Origin of the sequence: Kineothrix sp. IPX-CK (assembly GCF_039134705.1) — a bacterium.
GTDB lineage: Bacteria > Bacillota > Clostridia > Lachnospirales > Lachnospiraceae > Kineothrix > Kineothrix sedimenti.
Map to the genome: position 1 here is coordinate 1,987,309 of NZ_CP146256.1, position 22,369 is coordinate 2,009,677.

The 22,369-nt window shown below is 42.3% G+C and carries 21 protein-coding genes; all 21 read left to right on the plus strand.

Annotation, left to right across the window (positions count from 1 at the left end):
• Positions 1-24: 24 nt before the first annotated feature.
• Positions 25-297, plus strand: a complete 273-nt coding sequence (locus tag V6984_RS09680) for a hypothetical protein (RefSeq protein ID WP_342759575.1) — start codon at positions 25-27, stop codon at positions 295-297.
• 487 nt (positions 298-784) lie between these two features.
• A complete protein-coding gene (gene rlmD / locus V6984_RS09685) occupies positions 785-2,167 on the plus strand; it encodes a 23S rRNA (uracil(1939)-C(5))-methyltransferase RlmD (protein WP_342759576.1) in 1,383 nt (460 codons plus the stop codon).
• A 225-nt stretch (positions 2,168-2,392) separates the two neighbouring features.
• Positions 2,393-3,520: a hypothetical protein gene (locus V6984_RS09690; protein ID WP_342759577.1), complete on the plus strand. Its 1,128-nt coding sequence runs from the start codon at positions 2,393-2,395 to the stop codon at positions 3,518-3,520.
• 471 nt (positions 3,521-3,991) lie between these two features.
• Positions 3,992-4,402 carry a VOC family protein gene (locus tag V6984_RS09695; protein WP_425324240.1) on the plus strand — a complete coding sequence of 137 codons (411 nt, stop codon included), beginning with the start codon at positions 3,992-3,994 and terminating at the stop codon, positions 4,400-4,402.
• A 350-nt stretch (positions 4,403-4,752) separates the two neighbouring features.
• On the plus strand, positions 4,753-5,175 hold the full coding sequence (locus V6984_RS09700) for a hypothetical protein (protein WP_342759578.1): 423 nt from the start codon (positions 4,753-4,755) through the stop codon (positions 5,173-5,175).
• Positions 5,176-5,360: 185 nt separating this feature from the next.
• The gene (locus V6984_RS09705; protein WP_342759579.1) at positions 5,361-6,884 is read left to right on the plus strand and encodes a DNA methylase; all 1,524 of its coding nucleotides are present in this window, start codon (positions 5,361-5,363) and stop codon (positions 6,882-6,884) included.
• On the plus strand, positions 6,881-7,309 hold the full coding sequence (locus V6984_RS09710) for a hypothetical protein (protein WP_342759580.1): 429 nt from the start codon (positions 6,881-6,883) through the stop codon (positions 7,307-7,309). The genes V6984_RS09705 and V6984_RS09710 overlap by 4 nt, the downstream gene beginning before the upstream one ends.
• A 253-nt stretch (positions 7,310-7,562) precedes the next feature.
• Positions 7,563-8,081, plus strand: coding sequence for a nitroreductase family protein (locus V6984_RS09715; RefSeq protein WP_342759581.1), 519 nt, complete (start codon positions 7,563-7,565; stop codon positions 8,079-8,081).
• A gap of 105 nt (positions 8,082-8,186) precedes the next feature.
• Positions 8,187-8,528: a phenylpyruvate tautomerase MIF-related protein gene (locus V6984_RS09720; protein WP_342759582.1), complete on the plus strand. Its 342-nt coding sequence runs from the start codon at positions 8,187-8,189 to the stop codon at positions 8,526-8,528.
• A gap of 96 nt (positions 8,529-8,624) precedes the next feature.
• On the plus strand, positions 8,625-9,098 hold the full coding sequence (locus V6984_RS09725) for a peptide-methionine (S)-S-oxide reductase (protein ID WP_342759583.1): 474 nt from the start codon (positions 8,625-8,627) through the stop codon (positions 9,096-9,098).
• Positions 9,099-9,168: 70 nt separating this feature from the next.
• Positions 9,169-9,321, plus strand: a complete 153-nt coding sequence (locus tag V6984_RS09730) for a hypothetical protein (RefSeq protein ID WP_342759584.1) — start codon at positions 9,169-9,171, stop codon at positions 9,319-9,321.
• Positions 9,322-9,385: 64 nt separating this feature from the next.
• Entirely contained in the window at positions 9,386-10,021 is a 636-nt protein-coding gene (locus tag V6984_RS09735; protein ID WP_342759585.1) for a TetR/AcrR family transcriptional regulator, read from the plus strand.
• Between the two features lie 2 nt (positions 10,022-10,023).
• Positions 10,024-10,722 (plus strand): ABC transporter ATP-binding protein, encoded by a 699-nt coding sequence (locus V6984_RS09740; RefSeq protein WP_342759586.1) that lies wholly within the window; start codon positions 10,024-10,026, stop codon positions 10,720-10,722.
• A complete protein-coding gene (locus tag V6984_RS09745; protein ID WP_342759587.1) occupies positions 10,722-12,962 on the plus strand; it encodes an ABC transporter permease in 2,241 nt (746 codons plus the stop codon). The genes V6984_RS09740 and V6984_RS09745 overlap by 1 nt, the downstream gene beginning before the upstream one ends.
• Positions 12,963-13,189: 227 nt before the next feature.
• Entirely contained in the window at positions 13,190-14,266 is a 1,077-nt protein-coding gene (locus V6984_RS09750; protein WP_342759588.1) for a PQQ-dependent sugar dehydrogenase, read from the plus strand.
• 218 nt (positions 14,267-14,484) lie between these two features.
• Positions 14,485-17,172 (plus strand): aconitate hydratase AcnA, encoded by a 2,688-nt coding sequence (gene acnA, locus V6984_RS09755; protein WP_342759589.1) that lies wholly within the window; start codon positions 14,485-14,487, stop codon positions 17,170-17,172.
• Positions 17,173-17,235: 63 nt separating this feature from the next.
• Positions 17,236-17,541, plus strand: a complete 306-nt coding sequence (locus V6984_RS09760) for a VOC family protein (RefSeq protein WP_342759590.1) — start codon at positions 17,236-17,238, stop codon at positions 17,539-17,541.
• An 82-nt stretch (positions 17,542-17,623) separates the two neighbouring features.
• Positions 17,624-19,228, plus strand: coding sequence for a phosphoenolpyruvate carboxykinase (ATP) (gene pckA / locus V6984_RS09765; RefSeq protein WP_342759591.1), 1,605 nt, complete (start codon positions 17,624-17,626; stop codon positions 19,226-19,228).
• A 481-nt stretch (positions 19,229-19,709) separates the two neighbouring features.
• A complete protein-coding gene (locus tag V6984_RS09770) occupies positions 19,710-20,855 on the plus strand; it encodes an MFS transporter (protein ID WP_342759977.1) in 1,146 nt (381 codons plus the stop codon).
• Between the two features lie 301 nt (positions 20,856-21,156).
• On the plus strand, positions 21,157-21,789 hold the full coding sequence (locus V6984_RS09775; protein ID WP_342759592.1) for a manganese efflux pump MntP family protein: 633 nt from the start codon (positions 21,157-21,159) through the stop codon (positions 21,787-21,789).
• 120 nt (positions 21,790-21,909) lie between these two features.
• Positions 21,910-22,347, plus strand: a complete 438-nt coding sequence (locus tag V6984_RS09780; RefSeq protein ID WP_342759593.1) for a MarR family winged helix-turn-helix transcriptional regulator — start codon at positions 21,910-21,912, stop codon at positions 22,345-22,347.
• Positions 22,348-22,369 lie beyond the last annotated feature (22 nt).

Sequence of the window (22,369 nt, forward strand, 5' to 3'; positions counted from 1 at the left end):
TAAAGGCAAAGAGAGGTATGTACTATGAACAAATTAAGCAAATTGGAAGAATATATTGATATGTCCAGAATCAACGAGCTTCTGGGAAGAAAAGAGGAGAAGAAGAAATGTAATACTGTTCTTTGGGCATTTGCAATCATTGGTGCTATTGCCGCCGTTGCAGGAATTGCGTATGCGGTATATCGCTATTTTACTCCGGATTATTTGGAAGACTTCGAAGATGATTTCGATGAGGACTTTGACGACGATTTCTTTGAAGATGAAGACGATGGTTTTGATGAGGGTACGGAGAAGTAGTGAAAGCCGTGCCACATATGGTAATTATTTTAGATGATAGGTAATAGGACGGAATGTACTTGTGCGTACATTCCGTTTTTGGTATTGTATAATCGGTTAGTAAATTTGAGAAGACGTCGAAACTGGTTGGCGTGTGAAAATTTTATGTACAATTTTGAGGGTGTGAACCCTTTTCTTCGGTGGATTAGGTTTCTGTTCCAACGTTCACGGCTATATTTTCTAAAGGAAACTACAAATATAATGAAGGCGGACGGGCCGGCAGCAAAGTACATCCATGTACTATGCTGCCTAAACACCGCATCCTTGCGGCGTTTTTCCTGGATGTTGAAAGTTTCCTTAAGAAAATGTAAGCCGTTCACTATACGAACAGAAACCTAATCTACCGAAGAAAGACTAAGTTAGGCTGAGAAATTGTACATAAAATTTGAGAAGATGACGAGCTTCGTCGTTTAAATATTAGTTTAGCTGAAAGGATAAGAATACGAGAATGAAAAAAGGACAGGCAATAGAAGGAGTTGTTAGGAGAGTTGATTTTCCGAATAAGGGGATAGTAGAATGTGAAGAAGGGGTATGTGTGGTAAAGAATACGCTTCCGGGACAACGAGTTTTATGCAGGATTAATAAGGTGAGAAAGGGAAAAGCGGAGGGAAGGCTGATTGAGACATTGGAAAGGTCTCCTCTCGAAATGGAAAGTCCTTGTGAACACTTCGGGATCTGCGGCGGGTGTACCTATCTGTCCTTGCCATATGAAGAGCAGCTTCTTTTGAAGGAGGAACAGGTAAAGAAGTTGTTGGATTCTGTGTTATGTAAACAAGAATCCGGTTACGAATTCGAGGGAATCAAAGGAAGTCCGAAGATGTATGGCTATAGAAATAAAATGGAGTTTTCTTTTGGAGATGAGATCAAGGATGGGCCTCTTGCTCTTGGTATGCACAAAAGGGGAAGTTTCTATGACATTGTGACGGTTTCTGACTGCAAGATCATGGATGAAGATTATAGAAAGATTCTGACGGGAACGAGAAATTTCTTTGCAGAAAGAAGGATGAGCTTTTATCATAGGTTGAGCCATGAAGGTTATTTACGGCATATGCTTGTAAGAAAGGCTGCTCAAACGGGGGAAATACTAATCGCCCTTGTTACGACTACGCAGAAAGAATATGATTTAACAGAATTTAAGGAGATGCTGTTGGGGTTGGAATTGGAAGGGAGAATCGTTGGTATTTTGCATACGAAAAACGATTCTGTAGCCGATGTGGTTAAGAGCGACGAAACGGTTACTCTTTATGGACAAGACTTTTTTTATGAGGAGTTGTTAGGTCTGAAATTCGAGATTTCGCAGTTCTCTTTTTTCCAGACGAATACTTTTGGCGCGGAGGTACTTTATGAGACTGCGCGGGAGTATATTGGCTCCCTTTCACCGGAGGGGGAACCGGATAAGGTCGTTTTCGACCTATACAGTGGAACGGGAACGATTGCACAGATGATGGCGCCGGTCTCCGGGAAAGTAATCGGAGTGGAAATCGTGGAAGAAGCTGTAGAAGCGGCTAAGAAAAATGCGGAACTGAATAGTTTACATAACTGTGAGTTTATAGCAGGAGATGTACTGAAGGTCCTTGATGAAATTGAAGAAAAGCCGGATCTGATTATCCTGGATCCGCCTCGAGATGGAGTTCATCCTAAGGCACTGAAGAAGATTATTGATTATAAAGTGGAACGATTGGTTTATATTTCCTGCAAGCCTACCAGTTTGGTACGGGATTTGGAGGTGTTTTTGGAGAATGGGTATGAGGTAGTAAGGGCCGTAGCAGTGGATCAGTTTCCTTGGACGGCGAATGTGGAGACGGTTTGTTTGCTTTCAAAAAGACTTTGATTTTACATAGTTGTTTTCTAAAAAATATGTATCGTTTTGATAGAAGACACCTTTGTGATTACTGAAATTTATATGGAGATGGGGTGGCATCAAAATTTTCAGTATGGAACTTTTGCAAAAAGTTTAGATAAGTCAGTTAATTATAATTGAGAAAAGCTATAATGTTGTACCTTAATAAGGCTTTTATTTGTGCAGTTAATAGCATTAAATTTGGTTGGGAGGAAAATGGATATATCAGGGGATAAGAATAATGTGGATGATAAAATGTTGAGTAGATTATTTTACTTTCCAATATGCAACGAAGATGAAATTGATAGAGTTTTAAATGTAAGGACAGCTCAAGATTATTTATTAAAGCTACGTGCTGATACAATAGTTAATAATATGCGATTATTTAGAGTTTATAGAAATAGAGCGCTATCCCTTGAAGGGGAATGGTCGCTTGAAAAATCATTTGAGATAGATCATTATACGAATTTCTTACAAAGTATACCTCTAAATTTGAGAAAACGCTGTGACTCAATCACATATGGTGATATTTTTTCAAATATTCCTAATGGTCAAATATTCAAGACGGATTATGGTCCCGCGATTACGATAAGTGATTCGCTTAGATTCTTTTTTAAATTTATGAATTTAGCCTTATTAGATTTTAATGGAAGAGTTCCTGAACGGGTTTGTTTAAATGCATTACGTATTGCTATTAGAGTTATGCTTAAAACTGAAACAATGGATTTTTTGATGGACCCTAGAGGGATAGTCCCGGAAGATATCGTTCAAGCTATTCATACACCCATACCTTATCAGTTACAATTTATTGCTGGGCACGAATTCGCTCATTATTTATTGAACCATTTATCAGAAACTAATGTTTCTGACTGTTATATATATTATGATATATCAGAGTGTAATGAAAATTATGAAAAAGTAAAAGTATATAATCAATCGCAACGTGATGAATTTGATGCAGATATAAAGTCCTTATCTTTTCCAAGATTACCTGCCGATGAATATAGGAAATTATATGAATCATCTTTGTTATGGTTTGGTTCGCTTCAAATATATGAAGCGGCATATGATGCTATTTATCCTAGCAGTTCTTGGGATTATAAAACTCATCCAACAGCTCGAGATAGATATGATAATATATTAGATAACGTAAAAACACCTAGCGGAGTGAATAAAGACAGTTGGAAGTCTTTTCTCAAAATTATAGAAAGATACAAAAATATGATTATAGAAGACATTTCACTTAATTATGATTTATATGAAATGTATGGATCCGTATATTTAGACGAGCCTGATTCAGAATGGAGAGGGCCAAGGCTTATAGATAGGGTTGACTATTATTAATATAGTATTATGCTATAGCTGTTGATATGGGAATACTAAAATATTATAATCTCGGACTGAGGGCAACGTGACTTATTTATGTCTTTGGCGTTTTTACCAAAAGATGAAAGAAAGTTTTTTATCTAAAGTGTTAATAGTAAACAGATGAATATTGCTGCTAATATTCTATTTAAAATAGTTTTAAAGAATGTAAAAATGACATTGGTGATAAATCACAAAGAAATGAATAGATTAAAATAAGTGATGCCTCTGTCAAGACATATTTACGCCTCGCAGGCATCATTTTTATACACTCAAGGAACGTGGAGACGGTGGTGTTGTTGGAACGGAAAGCCCAGTAAATCAAAGGGTTTCAGGGAGTTGGGCAGGATATGCAGGTATGCTTTTGTGATTGAGCAAGGTGAAATATGCTTCCGGTTACCGTGGTGAGGTAAGGGAAATTAACTTTCTAATATAAAGGAGATGATGATTTTGAACGGAAAAGATGTAAGGATAGGTGCGGGTCTATTAGTTGACGATATAGACAGTATGGTTCGGTTCTACAGAGATACCTTAGGCTTTCATACGGAGTGGACGGGTGGGGATTTCGCAGAGTTTGAGACGGCAAGCAGTGTGTTATCCCTATTTATGTATAGTAGGAAAGAGTTCGTGAAGGCAATCGGGGAAAATTATATTCCACCAAAAGGAATCAATCAGACGTTTGAAATTGCCCTTTGGTTGCCCAGCTTTGCTGATGTGGATATGGAATATGAGCGGCTATCAAAGCTGGGTCTACAATTTCCTACAGGCGAACCCATCACCTATCCTTTTGGCATTCGTAACTTTTATGTTGCCGACCCTGAGGGAAATCTACTTGAAATCGGTAGTACGAATGAAACATAAATTTCCAGTTATATTTAGAACTTCCAGTTTGTAAGGTCGGGCAATTGGTTTTGCCATTAATTAAAAGATTTTGCAGGGGAAACAGCAGCAGGCGGGGTAAAAGCTTACCCCGCCTAAGAATGCATCAGTTTACTTCTGTCATGTAGTATGATAGAAAAAAGAATTATCCTGTAGACAACATTGTTATAGAAAATCACATTTTTAATATATACTAACGCTATTTGTATACATTATACTTGGTGAATAAAGAAAAAACAATGTGTATGAGAACAGCGGAGAAGGTTTGGAAAAGCTGGATGGAGGCCGGGTATACAGACTGACTGCGGAGCTGGAAGAAAGGAAGGATTGGTATGAGGGAGCAGAATGATTTGCTGGAAATTAAGGAATATACGAAGGAAGGTTATTCGCCGGTAATTGATTTCGGTACATGGCGAGTGGCCATACTGAATTATTGTGAAGAACTCGAACCTCAGAATATACATAAATTCCAAAAGCATGAGAAGACGGACGAGATATTTGTCTTATTACAGGGAGAATGTATGCTTTACGTGGCGGAAGGAACGGATACAGTGGGAGCCATTTATAGTCAATCTATGGAAAAGAATAAGCTATACAATGTGAAAAAATCCACTTGGCACTCCCATACTCTAAGCAGGGACACTATGGTGTTGATTGTTGAAAACAGGGACACGGACTTGTCTAATTCGCCGGAAATCGAGCTTACGGAAGAACAGAGGAGATTCCTGGCAGCGGCGGTTGTACAGCGGACATAGAACGATTATTAAAGCGGAGTGCAGGAGGGGGGACCCATTTCAATCCGGAGAGTTATATGGAAGTTAGAGGAAATATTCATGCATCTATTTACACGAACAAATGTTCTTGGTATAATTACTCCAGAGTCGAACATAAATTTGAATATTTTTTATAGATGATATGAAGGAGGAGCCAAAGAATTCCTATGAAAAACAGAACCTATGTCGCAATTGATTTTAAGAGTTTTTATGCTTCTGTGGAGTGCATTGAAAGAAGCCTTGATCCACTGACTACAAACCTTGTGGTAGCAGACGTCAGTCGTACAGAAAAAACCATCTGTCTCGCTGTTTCCCCATCCTTGAAAGCATACGGAATTCCCGGCAGAGCAAGGCTGTTTGAGGTGGTACAGAAAGTTCGGGAGGTAAATGCCCAGAGACGGCAGAATGCGCCAGGACGAACCTTTGTAGGAGCGTCGTTTAACGACCTTGAACTAAAATCTTCACCGGAGCTTTCTGTAGATTATATTGCAGCTACGCCGAGGATGGCCCTTTATATAGACTACAGCACACGTATTTATAATATCTACTTAAAATATATCGCTCCTGAAGATATGCATGTTTATTCGATTGACGAGGTATTCATGGATGTAACGGATTATTTGGATACTTATAAGCTGACAGCCCGTGAGCTCGCAACCAAGATCATTCAGGAAGTTCGACAAACGACAGGGATTACAGCGGCTGCAGGGATTGGAACTAACCTGTACCTTTGTAAAATAGCTATGGACATTTATGCAAAACACATTCATGAAGATAAAAATGGGGTGCTGATTGCAGAGCTGAACGAAATGAGTTACCGGCGGCTGATGTGGAACCACCAGCCATTGACAGATTTTTGGCGCGTAGGGCGGGGATATTCCAAAAAGTTGGAAGAACAAGGACTGTTTACTATGGGAGATATTGCGAGATGTTCTTTAGGTAAACCCAATGAGTACCATAACGAAGATTTGTTATACAAGATATTTGGAATCAATGCAGAACTGTTAATCGATCATGCATGGGGATGGGAGCCGTGTACCATAGCGGATGTGAAGGCATATAGACCTAGTACGAATTGTATTGGTTCTGGACAGGTTCTGCAATATGCCTATCCCTTTGATAAGGCAAGACTGGTAGTTCGGGAGATGACAGATTTATTGTCCCTTGACTTGGTCGATAGAGGTCTTGTGACAGACCAGCTTGTGCTGACGGTTGGCTATGATATCGATAATCTCACAGATACAAGTCGAAGAAGCTTGTATCATGGTGAGATTACTACGGATCGCTATGGACGTTCCGTTCCCAAATCTGCTCATGGAACGATAAATCTTGGAGGTGCGACATCCTCTACAAAGCGAATGCTGGATGCTATTACGAAACTGTTTGAGGAGATAGTGGATAAGAATCTTTTCATAAGAAGAGTGAATATCTCAGCCAATCACGTGGTAGAGGAATCAACTGTACAAAATTCGGTTTGTTTTGAACAATTGGATCTCTTCACAGATTATGCTGCAGAACAGACGAAAAAGGAAAAGCGGGATGCCGAACTTGAAAGGGAGAAGAGAGTGCAGAGAGCGATGCTGGAAATCAAGCATAGATATGGAAAGAATGCGGTTCTAAGAGGTATGAATTTAGAAGAGGGTGCTACCTCGATGCTTCGGAACAGACAGATTGGAGGTCATAAGGCATGACGGGCATATATGATGATATGATTCATCTACCACATCATATTTCTGGCACACATCCACATATGGAGATTATTGACCGGGCGGCACAGTTTTCCCCTTTTGCTGCATTGACCGGCCATGATGCGGCCATTAAGGAAACGGCAAGATTGACGGATAAGAGGATAGAGTTAGATGAATATGAAAAGGATGTTATGAGTGAGCGGCTCCAGATTATTGTGGACAATATAAAAGAAGAGCCACGAATTGAAGTTACCTATTTCCGACCGGATGGAAAAAAGGATGGTGGTACTTATGTCACTGTCACTATGAGAGTAAAAAAGGTAGATCTATATATGAGAATTCTTATTATGATGGATGGTAATTTGATTCCGATTGATGATATAATCAATATAGATTGGCATATGTTCGAAACTATGTGTGATGGATGAAGAAGGCCCAAATATCAATCTGCGATTAGGAGAAAGTGGTAAAAAAATGTATCCATAGAGAAATAATGATTTCACAAAGAAAATTTGGTATACGTTATTATGAGGCGTTTTCAAAGAGAAATAATGGAGTTTGCACTAGGTAAGATGACTTATGAGAAGTTCGTGGAAAAATTAGAAACAATATAGAGTGACTGAACTGATAGAAAAAATTGAGTTTGATGGTAACAACATATTAGAAAGTGAGGAGAATTTTATGTTAGAAATGCTACTTGCAAGGAGAAGTTGCCGGGAATTTGAAGATAAGGCTGTGGAAGAGGAGAAAAAGGAAAAGCTTCTTCAGGCAGCACAGCTTGCACCTACAGGGAAGAATAGCCGCCCGTGGGAATTTGTAGTTATCGAAAATAAGGAAATACTTCAAAAACTTGGTAACTGTCGGAATCCAAAGCATCCGTTTTTACCGGAAACACCTCTTGCTATTGTGGTATTGGGCAATACACAGAAAACCGATACATGGATAGAGGATGCCTCTATAGCCTCTATAATCATGCAGTTGGAAGCAGAGAGCTTAGGTCTTGGCTCCTGCTGGGTGCAGATTCGTTTAAGAGAATCCAATCAGGGAATGAGCAGTGAAGAATATGTGCGTAAACTCCTTGGGATTCCGGAACATATGGCAGTGCTTTCTATTATTGCAGTGGGATATCCGAGCGGGACAAGACCTGCACATAAATTAGACGAAGTAGACCAGGCAAAGATTCATACAGAGACTTATTAAGTACGACCAAGTCAGACCAAGATAAGGTCTTGTCACAAAAGGGGCATCACTGCTAGTGCGGAAAATGCCATAATAAAACCAATCTTAAAAAATGGAGGGCAAAACATGCCATATATTGCGATCAACACCTCGAAACTGCTGTCCGATACACAGAAGGAGGCGCTCAAGACCGCGCTGGGCGAGAAAATCACGGTCATCCCCGGAAAGGTCGAAAGCAAGCTGATGATCGACATTTCCGACAGTCACACCATGTATTTCGCAGGCGAAAAGCGCGAGCTTGCCTATGTGGACGTTAAGTGCTACGGTTCGACTGAGTTCGCAAGCAAAAAGGCGTTCACCGAGGCCGCGTTCGAGGCCGTGCAACAGACGACCGGCCTGCCGCAGGACGGTATCTATCTCACCTACAGCGAGTTTGAAAACTGGGGCACGCTGGGCTCGATGAAGTAAAAAGTTGATTTCACGCGAAACTCCGGCAACTTAAATTTGTCAGGCAGATTGAACTGCACATTATTTATATCTGACGAAAGAAAACAGGTGAATTCTATGATAGAAACAATATATTTTGCAGGTGGCTGTCTATGGGGAGTACAGGCATTTGTCAAAACATTAAAGGGTGTTATTCATACTCAAGCAGGAAGAGTAAATGGATGTTCAAATACTCTTGAAGGTGAGTATGATGGTTATGCTGAATGCGTAAAAACAGAATTTGACTCTGAAATTGTAACTATTTTTCAACTCATGGACTATTTTTTTGAGATCATAGATCCTTACAGTGTAAATAAACAGGGTAATGATGAGGGAAAAAAATATCGTACAGGCGTATATAGTAAAGTACCCCAACATTTGGAAGAAGCGAAGAATTATATAGCAAAAAGAGCAGATAGGGATAAAATTGCAGTGGAAGTTCTTCCACTGATAAATTACGTTAAAAGTGCAGAGGAGCATCAAGATAGATTAGATAGGTGCCCTAATGACTATTGTCACATCCCTAAAGATTTGTTACACAAATATTCATAATCCACTTTTATGAGCATGATCGGGAACTGGCAAAGTAGAAATTGCTTCGCGCGACGGGAAGGAACGTAATGTGATAGACGGAATCTATGCCAAGAGCGAAATCGTTGCCGGCATCTGGCCGGCAGTTGAAATTATCGAGGCTGCCAAACCGGATACCCCAAGGCACATGTCATGCATATCAATGCCTTATCTCCATTTACAAAATGAATTCACAGTCATATAATATGACTGTGAATTCATTTTTTATGACCAAAAGGTCATGGAGCATGAAAAAGGAGGATATTTTATTGCCAAAAAGAACATTTAATCGTCTGGATGACGACAAAAAAGAAAAGGTTATGCGGGCAGCGATTGAAGAATTCCAAGCTCATGGATTTGAAAGTGCGAAAATTGAAGGCATTGCCCAAAATGCGGGAGTCGCCAAAGGCAGCATCTATCAATATTTTGATGATAAAAAGGAGCTGTTCTTATATTCTGTCACATGGGCGATAGAGAATTTTATGAAGATGATCGACAGGCAGACTCCTATGAAGGACATGGATGTCTATGAGTATTTTCTTTCAGGAAGCCGCGAACGTTTTGAAATGATAAGAAAGGAACCTTTATTGGTTTCATTTGCCATTGACTTTACCTATGGAAAGTACGGCAGTCTGGCGGAAGAAATAAACAGAGAGTTAAAACAGGTCGGCGAAGAATATGAGCTGAAATTGATAGCCAATGGTAAAAAAAGAGGAACGATTCGTGATGACTTGGATGATAAAATTCTTTTGTTGTTTTTTCAAGGGGTAACTGAAAAATTCAATATGGAAATTTTAGCAAAGGTTAAGAATTTTGAGTCTGAGCCTACGGAAGAACAGCTTGTCGAGACAGAAAGTCTTGTGAAAAGCATGGTTACATTATTAAAACAAGGAATGGAGAGGTAAGTATGTTTATTATAGTAAAAAAATTGAAAAAGAGCTATAGTGCGGGTGAAAATAAAAGTGAGATATTAAAAGAGGTAAGCCTTGAGCTTGAAAAAGGGCAAATAGGCGTGATACTCGGTCCATCCGGCTCAGGGAAATCAACACTGATGAACATTATCGGGGGCGTCGACCATGCAGACAGCGGTAGTATCCATGTCGACGGCTTGGAAATAACAGCACTTGACGACGATAAGCTGACGGACTACCGTAGGGACTCGGTCGGTTTTATCTTTCAGTTCTATAATCTCATACCTAATCTTACTGTTACGGAAAACATAGAGGTAGTTTCTAACATATCCAAGGCCCCGCTGAATATTGATACGGTGCTGAAAGCGGTTGGTCTTGAAGTAAAAAGGAGGAGTTTCCCGAGAGAACTTTCAGGAGGGGAACAGCAGCGTGTAGCCATAGCCCGTGCTATTGTCAAGAACCCTAAGCTCCTTTTGTGTGATGAGCCGACCGGTGCGTTGGATTATGAAACATCTCGAGATGTGCTTTCCCTTTTACAAAAAGTCAACCGTGAATTCGGAACGAGTATCTTGATGATCACCCATAACACTGCCATTGGCGATATGGCGAATGTGGTTTACAAGCTGCGCAGCGGAGAAATCGTTGAAACAATCCGTCATGACGAAACGGTTGCAGCGGAAAGGATTGAGTGGTAATGACACTGTTTAAAAAAGTAATACGGACCATGCTGGAGCAAAAAGCCCGGTACATCGGCTCCATGCTGCTGCTCATAATCAGCAGTATGATGTTCGTGATGATGAATATGACGTCTGTGAATCTGGACAATACGTTCACGACATTTTCCGGGAAAAATGCATTGTCCGACGCGGAATTTTCCACCGATACAGAAATCGACGTGACCGCTCTCGGCCGGCAATTTGCTGCTTCAATTGAGACCGGCGGCACGGCTGACTGTGAAGTAAACCCCGGTCAGACGCTTCGGGTGTTCTCCATGATGAACGCGGTTAATATCCCCGCTGTTCAGGAAGGAAAGCTGCCGGAGAATTCGGAGATTATGCTAGACCGCCTGTTTTCTAAGACAAACGGATACAAAATCGGCGATACCATCACTGTGGCTGGTAAGGAGTTTACCGTTTCGGGATATACGCTTCTGCCCAATTTTATCTATGTGATCAAATCGAAGGAACAAATGATGAACGACCCAAGTGCTTTCGGCGTGGGTGTTGTAGGCAAATCGGATTTTGACACCCTGCCGGACAGAAAACAGGTTTACGCCATTCGTTTTGATGATAGGGAAAATATAAAATCCCAGGAGGCTTCCGTAAAAAATGCGCTGCGTTCGCAGGGCGTCCAAATAACGAACTGGCAGAGCACCGAGAGGAAAATCAACGTATCTTATGTTCCCATGGAAGTCAGTGTACTGTCCACGATGAGTGCTGCCGTGCCCTTTGCTATGCTTGCTCTTACCTGTATCTTATTGGGAATGTTGATGTGGCGGATGATTCTAAGTGAATCGGTCATCATCGGAACTTTTTATGCCCAAGGCTATCGGAGGCGGGAATTACGCCGGCACTATTTGATGTTTCCCCTTTTGATATCCGTGATTGGCTCTGTAATAGGCTCTGTATTGGGGTTGTTGCTGGTGAACAGCATGTTCAGTTTCATGCTGACCGCTTTCCCTATGCCGGTTTATGAAACAATAATAAATCCCTTGCTGGCCATTTTCGCGATTTTTCTTCCGGTACTGATCCTTTGCGGCGTTACATGGGCGATCATCGGCAGAACACTGAAAACGGCTCCGGCAATACTCATGAAAGGCGGGGAAACAAAGGGTAAGGTTAATTTTATAGAGCGGGGACTGCGCATTGACCGCTTGGGGTTTGGCACGAAATTTAAGATCCGAGAGCAGGTGCGCAGCCTGTCCAGAACCCTCTTTCTGCTGTTTGGTGTCGTTGTCGCTACGATGCTCATGCTGTATGGATTAACGATGAAAAGCTCCGTCGACTATATGCTGGACGAGGGGATGGGCGAATTGTATAACCTCAAGTACGAGTATGTCTTCATATCGGAAAAAAATGGTGTACCTCCAGTGGGAACCGAAAAGTTTAATGCTTCGTATGTGAGCCTTGCAGATAATGAAGACATTAGCTTTTATGTCACCGGGGTTCTGCCCGACACCGATAAGATTAAGCTAAAAGATACTTACGGACAAAGGTTCAGACCGGAGAGGACCACGATTACGGTTCCGCTGGCGCAAAAGCTGAACGTAAATATTGGCGACAGTGTGACAGTGTTCGATACGGAAAACGGTAAAGAACACACATTTACTATTGAGAAAATGGCCGACACCTATGCGGGAGATTTCCTGTTTATGCCACTTGAACAGTTCAACACGGAGTTTGGGCGGCCCGCGAATGCTTATATCGGTATATGGAGCGATGAAGCGATGACCTTCGCGCAAGGAGAGATCCAGAGTACGAAATCCATCGACGCCATCGCTGCTGGCTTTGGTAAGCTGCTTGATCAAATGGGCCCTATGATTTACGGACTGATTGCCGCCGCTTTCATCTTGGGGCTAATCATTATCTATGTCGTGACAGGCTTGGTGGTAGACGAAAGCCGGTCAAGCATATCACTTATGAAGGTATTCGGATATCGGAAAAAGGAAATCGGCAAACTGATACTTGGCAGCAATACCTTTATTGTAATATTGGGGTATTTGCTCGGCATCCCCGCCCTGCTGGGGACGGTGGGGGCGTTCTACGGCTCTCTGACGGAAAGCTTGCAGATTGTTCTGCCAGTCAAATTGAACGTATTATATATTCTGCTTGGTTTTATTATTGTGATGGCGACGTATGAGTTCGCCAAATGGATGTGCAGAAAAAAGGTGGCGCGAATTCCGATGAGCGAAGCATTGAAAGCGGGAACGGAGTAGAAAAAAAGTATTTGTACCTATCAGTTTTAGGCAAACATACTTTTGATAGTGTTCTGCCCAGAACCCTTGATTCTATTCGCAGAAAAAAGATTATAAGTGTGTATGACGAATGAGGGATGCGTAAGCATTTCGTATAGAACAACCGCGCACATAATTATGCTTCCTTACATATAGTAATAAGAAAGATACGGTGGACAATGCCGGTAAGGAGTATTAAGGAAGAAGCCATGATTAGTGGAAGACTTATCACATTAAGCGAGGCGGATTATATCCGGTTCGGCGTACTTAACTCTCGGAATAACTCATTTCAGATTGGGACTATTGCAGAAAATCTTTATATACCTTGGGCAGTAGACATCAGTGAAGACGGCAGGTTGTTTTTTACGGAGCGCAGCGGTAACCTGCGTGTCATAGAGAATGGGATATTAAATCCGGTGCCGGTATATACATTCGAACCTCCTTTTATCAGTACTGGAGAAGGCGGGCTTATGGGACTTGCTTTGGACAGGGATTTTCTTTCAAACGGATATGTTTATCTTATGTATACCTATCAGGAAAACGGAGGACTTTATAGCCGTGTGGTACGTATGCATGTCGGGGACAATACGGCATCCGGGGAAGAAATTATTTTGGACCAAATTCCGGCAGGTCAGTCCCATAACGGGGGAAGGATAAAAATTGGCCCCGATGGTTACCTGTATATAACTACCGGGGATGCCGGTGAACGTTATCTTTCACAGGATATAAACAGTCTGGCAGGTAAGATTCTGAGGATTGGATTAGATGGAAGTATTCCGCCTGATAACCCTTTTCCCGGTTCACCAGTTTACGCCTTGGGGCTTAGAAATCCTCAGGGTTTGGCCTGGAATGACAGGGGGATATTATATGCCTCGGATCATGGAGAAACAGCCCATGATGAAATTAATATCATACAACCGGGCGGCAACTATGGCTGGCCTTTTGTTGTTGGTGATGAGGAAATTCAGGAATCTGATTTTATCAAGCCTGTCATACAAAGCGGGAATAATACCTGGGCCCCTGCGGGAATGGCCTTTATGACTGCCGGCCCCCGAATGGGTCAGTTGCTCGTATCGACACTCAGAGGGAGTATGCTCCTGGCAATCATCTTCGACGAATCCGGGACACGAGTGGCTAACGTGGAACAGTTATTGCAGGGTCGTTACGGACGATTAAGGGAAGCTTACCAGGCGCGGGATGGTTCCATATACCTTACTACAAGCAACTTGGACGGCAGGGGGATTCCGGGTCCCGGGGATGATAAAATCCTCCGATTGGAGCAATAATAAAATTGAGTGAGTGGAAGAAAGCCTCCGAGTCAAAAGACTTGGGGGCTTTCTTCCGCCCATTTTATGGGGATAATTATATTAAAATTTATAAGTTTATGGTAGAATAATTAAAATGAGATTCTACTATGGAAAAGTGAACAGCTTTTTATGGCGGTAAATATGCCATTTGGTATTGATAAATCAGACGACAATAATTTTGAGAAGGAGGGAAAAAAGTGCGTCATTTTTTTAACTCAAAGCTTGGGGTAAAGAAACAGGAGTATGAATATTGCGATTTAGAAAAGGCAGCGGAAGAGTTTGGTACTGATTTGAAGAAAATACCGTATTCGATTCGTGTTGTACTCGAGAATGTCATAAGAAATTCCAAGACAGAGGAAGAATTACGGATCAATGTTTCAAAGGTCCTGAACTGGAAAGAAAATATCAACTCTGAAATCGAGTTCTATCCATCCAGAATTTTGTTGCAGGATTATACAGGGATACCTTGCATCGCCGATTTAGCCTCTATGCGCGATGCCGCTGTTAAGCTGGGGCTGAAAGAAAGTGAGATTAATCCCGAAATCCCGGTAGACCTTATTATTGACCACTCTGTTCAAATTGATATGGCCGGTACTGACCGTGCGGCAATTGATAATACAAGGCTGGAGTTTGAGCGAAATATGGAACGCTACCAGATGCTGAAATGGGCTCAGAAGGAGTTTGCGAATCTGCGAGTTGTTCCCCCGGATACCGGTATTGTTCACCAAATCAACATTGAATATCTTTCTCCGGTGGTGACTGAAAAGAAAATAGAGAATGCGTTCTTTCTTCAGCCGGATTCGGTTTTCGGCACAGATTCTCATACCACGATGATCAACGGTCTGGGTGTGCTCGGCTGGGGTGTTGGTGGAATAGAAGCGGAGGCTTGTATGCTGGGTGAGCCTTCCGTGTTCCCTATGCCCGAAGTCATCGGCGTACGCTTGATTAACCGCATGCCTGTCGGTGTTGTGGCAACTGATTTGGCGCTGAAGATTACGCATGTACTGCGTGAGAACCATGTAGTAGGAAAGTTCGTGGAATATTTTGGAGACGGCTATGAAAGCCTTTCGCTTGCTGATCGTGCCACCATTGCAAATATGGCGCCCGAATATGGCTCTACTTGTGGTTATTGCCCTCCGGATGCGGAAACTCTCCGTTATTTGAAACTGACCGGGCGAAATCCGGAAGAAATCGAAAAAATCTCCGCTTATCTGAAGGCGAATCATTTATTCTATGACTCCAATGATACTGTGGAGTACAGTAAAGTAATTGATGTGGATCTTTCTCATCTGACGACCAGTCTTTCCGGTCCGAAGCGCCCACAGGACCTGGTACCCGTGGATCAGCTATCGATGGCGTTTGAACGCGCGATTGTCAGCCCGATGGGGAATCAGGGGTTCGGGCTTGGAGAAGACGAGCTGGAAAAGGGATATGTGTTTGAACTGGACGGAAAACAAGAGGTTTTGAAAACAGGTGATGTTTTAATCGCAGCAATTACCAGCTGCACCAACACTTCGAATCCTACAGTCTTGTTCGGTGCCGCGTTGATGGCTAAAAAGGCGGTGGAAAAGGGCCTGACGGTTTCCCCAAAGGTGAAAACCTCTTTTGCGCCCGGTTCACAGGCAGTAACCCGTTATTTAGAGAGTTCCGGACTGATCCCATATCTGGAGAAGCTCGGGTTTCATATTGTGGCTTACGGCTGTACCACCTGTATCGGTAACTCGGGGCCGTTAAAGCCTGAAATTGAGGCCGCTTTGAAAGAATCCAATCTGGTGTCCGGTGCGGTGCTTAGTGGCAACCGTAACTTTGAAGGCCGCATTCATCCCCTTATTAAGGCCAACTATCTCGGTTCTCCGATGCTGGTGATTGCCTATGCACTGGCTGGTAATCTGCGCATAAATCTGACGGTTGAACCAATTGGAGTGAATGCCGACGGAGAAAAAGTCTATTTAGCGGATATCTGGCCTACAACTGAGGAAATCCACAATCAGGTCAGAATGCACGTCACATCAGAAAGTTATCGTACGGCATATGGTGAGGTCTATAGCGGAAATAGGCGTTGGAACGATATTGCAATTACAGATTCTCACACATATAATTGGGACAAGAACTCCACCTATATTGCGAATCCGCCTTATTTTGATGATTTGATCGCCGGCAGGACGACTGCCGCCCCACTGAACAACCTGAAGGTGCTTGCCAAGCTGGGAGATTCCGTTACGACTGACCATATCTCACCCGCAGGAACCATTGCAGTAAGCTCCTCTGCAGGAGTTTACTTACAGGAGCATGGTGTGGAACAGAAAGATTTTAATTCCTATGGATCCCGCAGAGGCAATCACCATGTAATGCTTCGCGGTACACTGGCTAATACCCGCCTGCATAATGAGCTGGCTGACGGCAAAGAGGGCAGCTTTACCCGCTATCTTCCTACCGGTGAGATTATGAGTATCTATGATGCCAGCTATCTCTACCAGAAAAATGGAACCGGATTGTTGATTTTAGCCGGTAAGGATTATGGTATGGGTTCCTCCAGAGATTGGGCGGCAAAGGGTGTAAAGCTCTTGGGCGTCAGGGCTGTTATTGCCGAGTCGTATGAACGAATTCATCGTTCTAATTTAGTGATGATGGGGGTGCTGCCACTGGAGTATTTGCCGAATCAGACGACTGCAACGCTTGACTTGACCGGTAAAGAGGCTTTTACGATTCATCTTCCTGCAAATCCCAGGGTGAGAGAACATGTACAGGTTACTGCCAAACGGCCGGATGGAAGGTTGCTTGAATTCGAAGCGGTAGTTCGTTTCGATTCGGAAGCGGATATCCGTTACTATCAGAATGATGGTATTTTACCGATGATTTTAAAAGAAAGATTAAGATCCGATTGAGCCCGAAAAGGAGTGAGCTTCATGAATTGCAATATTAATTCATTATATTTATGCGTTACTGACATGGAAAGAGCAATTTTATTTTATGAATCATTTTTTGAACAAAAAGTTACACATAAAGACGATATATATAGTATTTTTGATATTAATGGGTTTCGATTGGGATTGTTTGCATTTGAGAAAGTGCAGGAAGTGCATACCTTTGGAAATAATTGTTTGCCGAGCGTTTCAGTAGAAAATATAAGTATATTCAATAAAAAATTGGAAAGCCTTAAAATTATTTTTCCCGCCACTAAAATAGGGAATAACTGGGTAGCCGAATTTGAAGATAGCGAAGGAAATCATATTGAGATGACAACTTCGGCTTAATAAATCCCATTTATTGACATCCTATTCGAAAAGTGAGACAATAAACGGGACATAATAAAAATGAAAGAGAGGTTGGTTAAAAATGGCAAATATTGATTTGAGCCAATATGGCATCACCGGAGTTACAGAAATTGTTCGAAATCCTTCTTTTGAAATGTTATTTGAGGAAGAGACAAAATCAAGTCTAGAGGGCTTTGAAAAGGGTCAGGTAAGTGAACTTGGTGCAGTAAATGTTATGACAGGTATTTATACAGGACGGTCACCTAAGGATAAGTTCATCGTTATGGATGAGAATTCCAAGGACACGGTATGGTGGACCTCCGATGAATATAAGAATGACAATCATCCTGCTACTCAGGAAGCATGGGACACTGTAAAGGAAATCGCTCTGAAAGAACTTTCCAATAAAAGGCTTTTTATTGTAGACGCATTTTGCGGTGCTAATAAGGATACCCGCATGGCAATTCGTTTTATCGTGGAGGTTGCATGGCAGGCTCACTTCGTTACGAATATGTTTATCCAGCCTACCGCTGAGGAACTGGAAGATTTTAAGCCTGATTTCATTGTATATAACGCTTCTAAGGCAAAAGTAGAGAATTACAAAGAGTTAGGTCTTAATTCTGAGACGGGTGTATTGTTCAACATAACCACTCGCGAACAGGTTATTGTAAATACCTGGTACGGCGGTGAGATGAAGAAGGGTATGTTCTCTATGATGAACTACTATTTGCCGCTGAAAGGTATTGCTTCTATGCATTGTTCTGCAAATACTGATTTGAACGGTGAGAATACTGCGATATTCTTCGGACTTTCCGGAACAGGTAAGACTACATTGTCTACAGATCCGAAACGCCTTCTTATCGGAGATGATGAGCACGGATGGGATGACAAGGGTGTATTCAACTTTGAGGGCGGATGTTATGCTAAAGTTATTGACTTGGACAAGGAATCAGAGCCGGATATTTATAACGCGATTAAGAGAGATGCTCTCTTAGAAAATGTTACGCTTGATGCTGACGGTAAGATCGATTTTACTGATAAGAGCATAACGGAGAATACTCGTGTATCTTATCCGATTGATCATATTAAGAATATCGTTCGTCCGGTTTCGGCAGCTCCGGCGGCAAAAAATGTTATCTTCCTGTCGGCAGATGCATTCGGTGTTCTTCCTCCGGTATCCGTTTTAACTCCGGAACAGACACAGTATTATTTCTTATCTGGATTTACTGCGAAGCTTGCCGGTACAGAACGTGGAATCACAGAGCCTACACCTACATTTTCCGCTTGCTTCGGTCAGGCATTTCTGGAACTTCATCCGACCAAATATGCGGAGGAGCTCGTTAAGAAAATGCAGAAGAGCGGTGCGAAGGCATATCTTGTTAATACGGGTTGGAATGGTACAGGGAAGCGTATCTCTATCCGTGACACACGTGGTATTATCGATGCAATTCTGGATGGTTCCATCGCGAGCGCACCGATGAAGAAGCTGCCGTACTTTAATTTTGATATTCCGACAGAGCTGCCGGGCGTGGATCCCAAGATTCTTGATCCTCGTGATACCTATGCAAATGCTTCTGATTGGGATACTAAAGCCAAAGACTTGGCACAGCGTTTTGTGAAGAACTTTGTGAAGTATGAAGGAAATGGGGCAGGTAAGGCATTAGTTTCTGCAGGGCCTCAGTTATAAAATTAACAGAAGTAGTTCTTGCTGTAAAATAGTGAGATAATATGATTTTTAAGATGACCCTCGTTGCTTATATAAAGCGACGAGGGTTAAGTTATTAGAACAGAAAGAAAAGAAGTTAGTAAAATAATGTCTCCAAGTCAAAAGATTTGGCAGCTTTCTTTTGCCCTTTTTATAAGGAATATTTATATCATAATTTATAAGTTTATGGTAGAATAGTCAAAATGAGATTTTCTACTATTTTTTAATTCCGATTTATGACGTGTCGCCATGAGTGGGCATCCAAATTAAATCTTATCAACTGGTATTGAGTGGTATGAATGTAAACTGGCTCTTTGTGGGATAATTGCATAAGATTAAGGAAATTGGGAGGATCGTAAATGGATTACTTGACTGTCAATAAAGGCGAGGTACTGAAATGACTAACTGGAAACGTAATGCAACTTTATATATCATTGGGCAGTTCGTGTCAATGTTCGGCTCGATGCTCGTGCAGCATGCTATAACATGGCAAATTACACTCGAAACCAAATCGGGTGTGATCATGACGCTGTTCACCTGCGCCGCGCTGTTGCCAATGACGCTTATTTCGCCGTTTGCGGGTGTATGGGCGGACAGGCACAATCGCAAGCACCTTATCATAATATCCGATGCGTGCATCGCGCTGATAACGCTCGGCTTGGCGGTCGCGTACATCTCCGGATACAAAAATATCTGGCTTATGTTCATAGTTGTAATTGCGAGGTCGTTCGGACAAGGTATACAGCAGCCCGCAGTATCTGCAATGATACCGCAAATCGTACCGACGGAGAGTTTGCAGCGATTCAACGGCATACAAAGCTCAATCCAGTCGTTGAATATGTTTGTCGCACCGATGGCGGCAGGTGCATTGCTGTCGTTCCTATCGATTGAATATATTTTCTTCGTTGATGTGGTAACTGCGGCAATAGGCATAAGCATAGTTTTGATATTTGTTAAGGTGTCCGGCGTTCCCCGCACAGAGGAATTAAAGCATGGCGTACAGGCATATTTTCACGAACTGCGCGAAGGGCTGCGATATATCAATTCCAAGGCGTGGCTGAAACTTATTATCATTTACAGTGCGTTCTTCAGCTTTTTCGCATCGCCCGCCGCTTTGCTTACTCCACTTCAGACAGCCCGCACATTCGGCGATGATGTATGGAGGCTGACTGCGATTGAAATTGTATTTTCAATCGGCGCAGTCGTAGGCGGCATATTAATTTCTGTGTGGGGCGGTTTCAAAAACAAGGCGCACACTATTGTCATGGCTTGTGCTCTATTCGGCTTGACAGGTTTTCTGCTCGGTGTAGTGCCGAATTTCTGGATATATTTAGGTGTAATGCTCATCTGCGGAGTTACTATGCCGTTGTTCAACACGCCGAGTATGACTTTGCTCCAGAGCAAAATTGAGCCGGACAAAATGGGACGGGTATTCAGCGTGATGATGATGTTCGGTGGGTTGGCAATGCCGCTCGGAATGGTTGTATTCGGTCCCTTGGGTGATTTGGTGCGAATTGAGTGGCTGTTGATCGCGTCCGGTATAGTCATATTTGTCAGCGGTCTTGCGTTACTCAGGGCGCGTTCGGTGATTGAGATAGGTAAAATGTAGTATTAACAACATTGCTTTTTGCAGTATGGCATTTTATTTGTTTTGGCTTGATTTTCACATGAAATCATGATACACTACTGAAAACTGAAAATACCCGTGAGGGAGTAGTTAGCGCAAATATGTGCGGCAAGTCAACATGCTGACCGGCAACGGTCTGGCTTGTCTTAAAAAACGAGACTCATGTATAACTTTTACAGCTATACATGGTCGTTATTATTTATCAAAGTCCAAGTATATGCTCGTATGAGTAATGCTTGGGTTTTTTCTTTTGCAAATAACATCTTGTAAAGGAGAACATACGATGAATTTGATGGAATTACTCCTTATTGCCATTGGGCTTTCTATGGATGCTTTTGCCGTAGCCGCCTGTTTCGGACTGACCATGCCTAAAGCAACCATACAAAAAGCATTGATTGTCGGTTTGTACTTTGGCTTTTTTCAAGCGGTTATGCCGCTTGCCGGATATTGGCTTGCCACACAGTTTGCTGATAAAATAATTGCGTTCGATCACTGGATCGCATTTGCCCTGCTCAGCATTATCGGCGGCAAAATGATCGTGGAAAGCTTTAAAAAAGAAGGTTGTGCAGACAGGGAATGTACTGCTGAAACATGTACGGACAGAGGATGCCCCAGCGGAGAACGCCCCGAAAAGGAAGAAGTCTCTTTAAAACCTGGGAAAATGCTGCCTCTTGCTCTTGCTACAAGCATTGATGCACTGGCGGTAGGCGTGTCATTTGCGTTCCTTAATGTTAATATTGTCCCGGCAATTTTATCCATCGGGATTATTACACTGACTTTATCTGTACTGGGCGTGAAAATCGGTAATATTTTCGGTGTAAAATTCAAATCGAAGGCTGAACTTGCCGGCGGTATTATATTGGTTTTAATGGGTTGGAAGATATTGCTTGAGCATATGGGGATACTTAGTTTATAAAACCCTAATCCCACTTTGTGTAATGAGATATGTAAGTCTTGACTTCATTTCAGTATCATAGTATGCTATAATAGTCCCGTTTGGGACGGTATATAATAAGACTAAATAAGGAGGCCGACTGTGACCAGAGAAGAAAAGAATGCGAATGAGTATTTACGTACTTACTTTGAACTTAATGCCCAATATGAAGCATACGCGAAAAGTCTTGGTATGTCTTACAGCACATTATGTGCACTTCGGATTATCCTGGAACACGATGGGAATTGTACGCAGAGGACCATCTGTGAATACACTTTTCTTCCCAAACAGACGGTCAATGCTATCGTGACCGGCTTGCTGCGTCGCGGAGTAATCAGAATGGTCGAACTCGATTCCGACAGGAGGCAAAAGGTCATTCATTTTACAGACAAAGGGCGGGCATTTGCTTTTGAAATGATTCAAAAGATCAAAAATGCGGAAAGTAAAGCAATGGAAAGCCTGGATGAAGAGGAGAGGACAGCTATGCTGACGGCCGCAAAATTATATGTGAACCGTTTGTGCGGCTATTTATTGGAATAGTTTTAATAAATCTATTGCAATA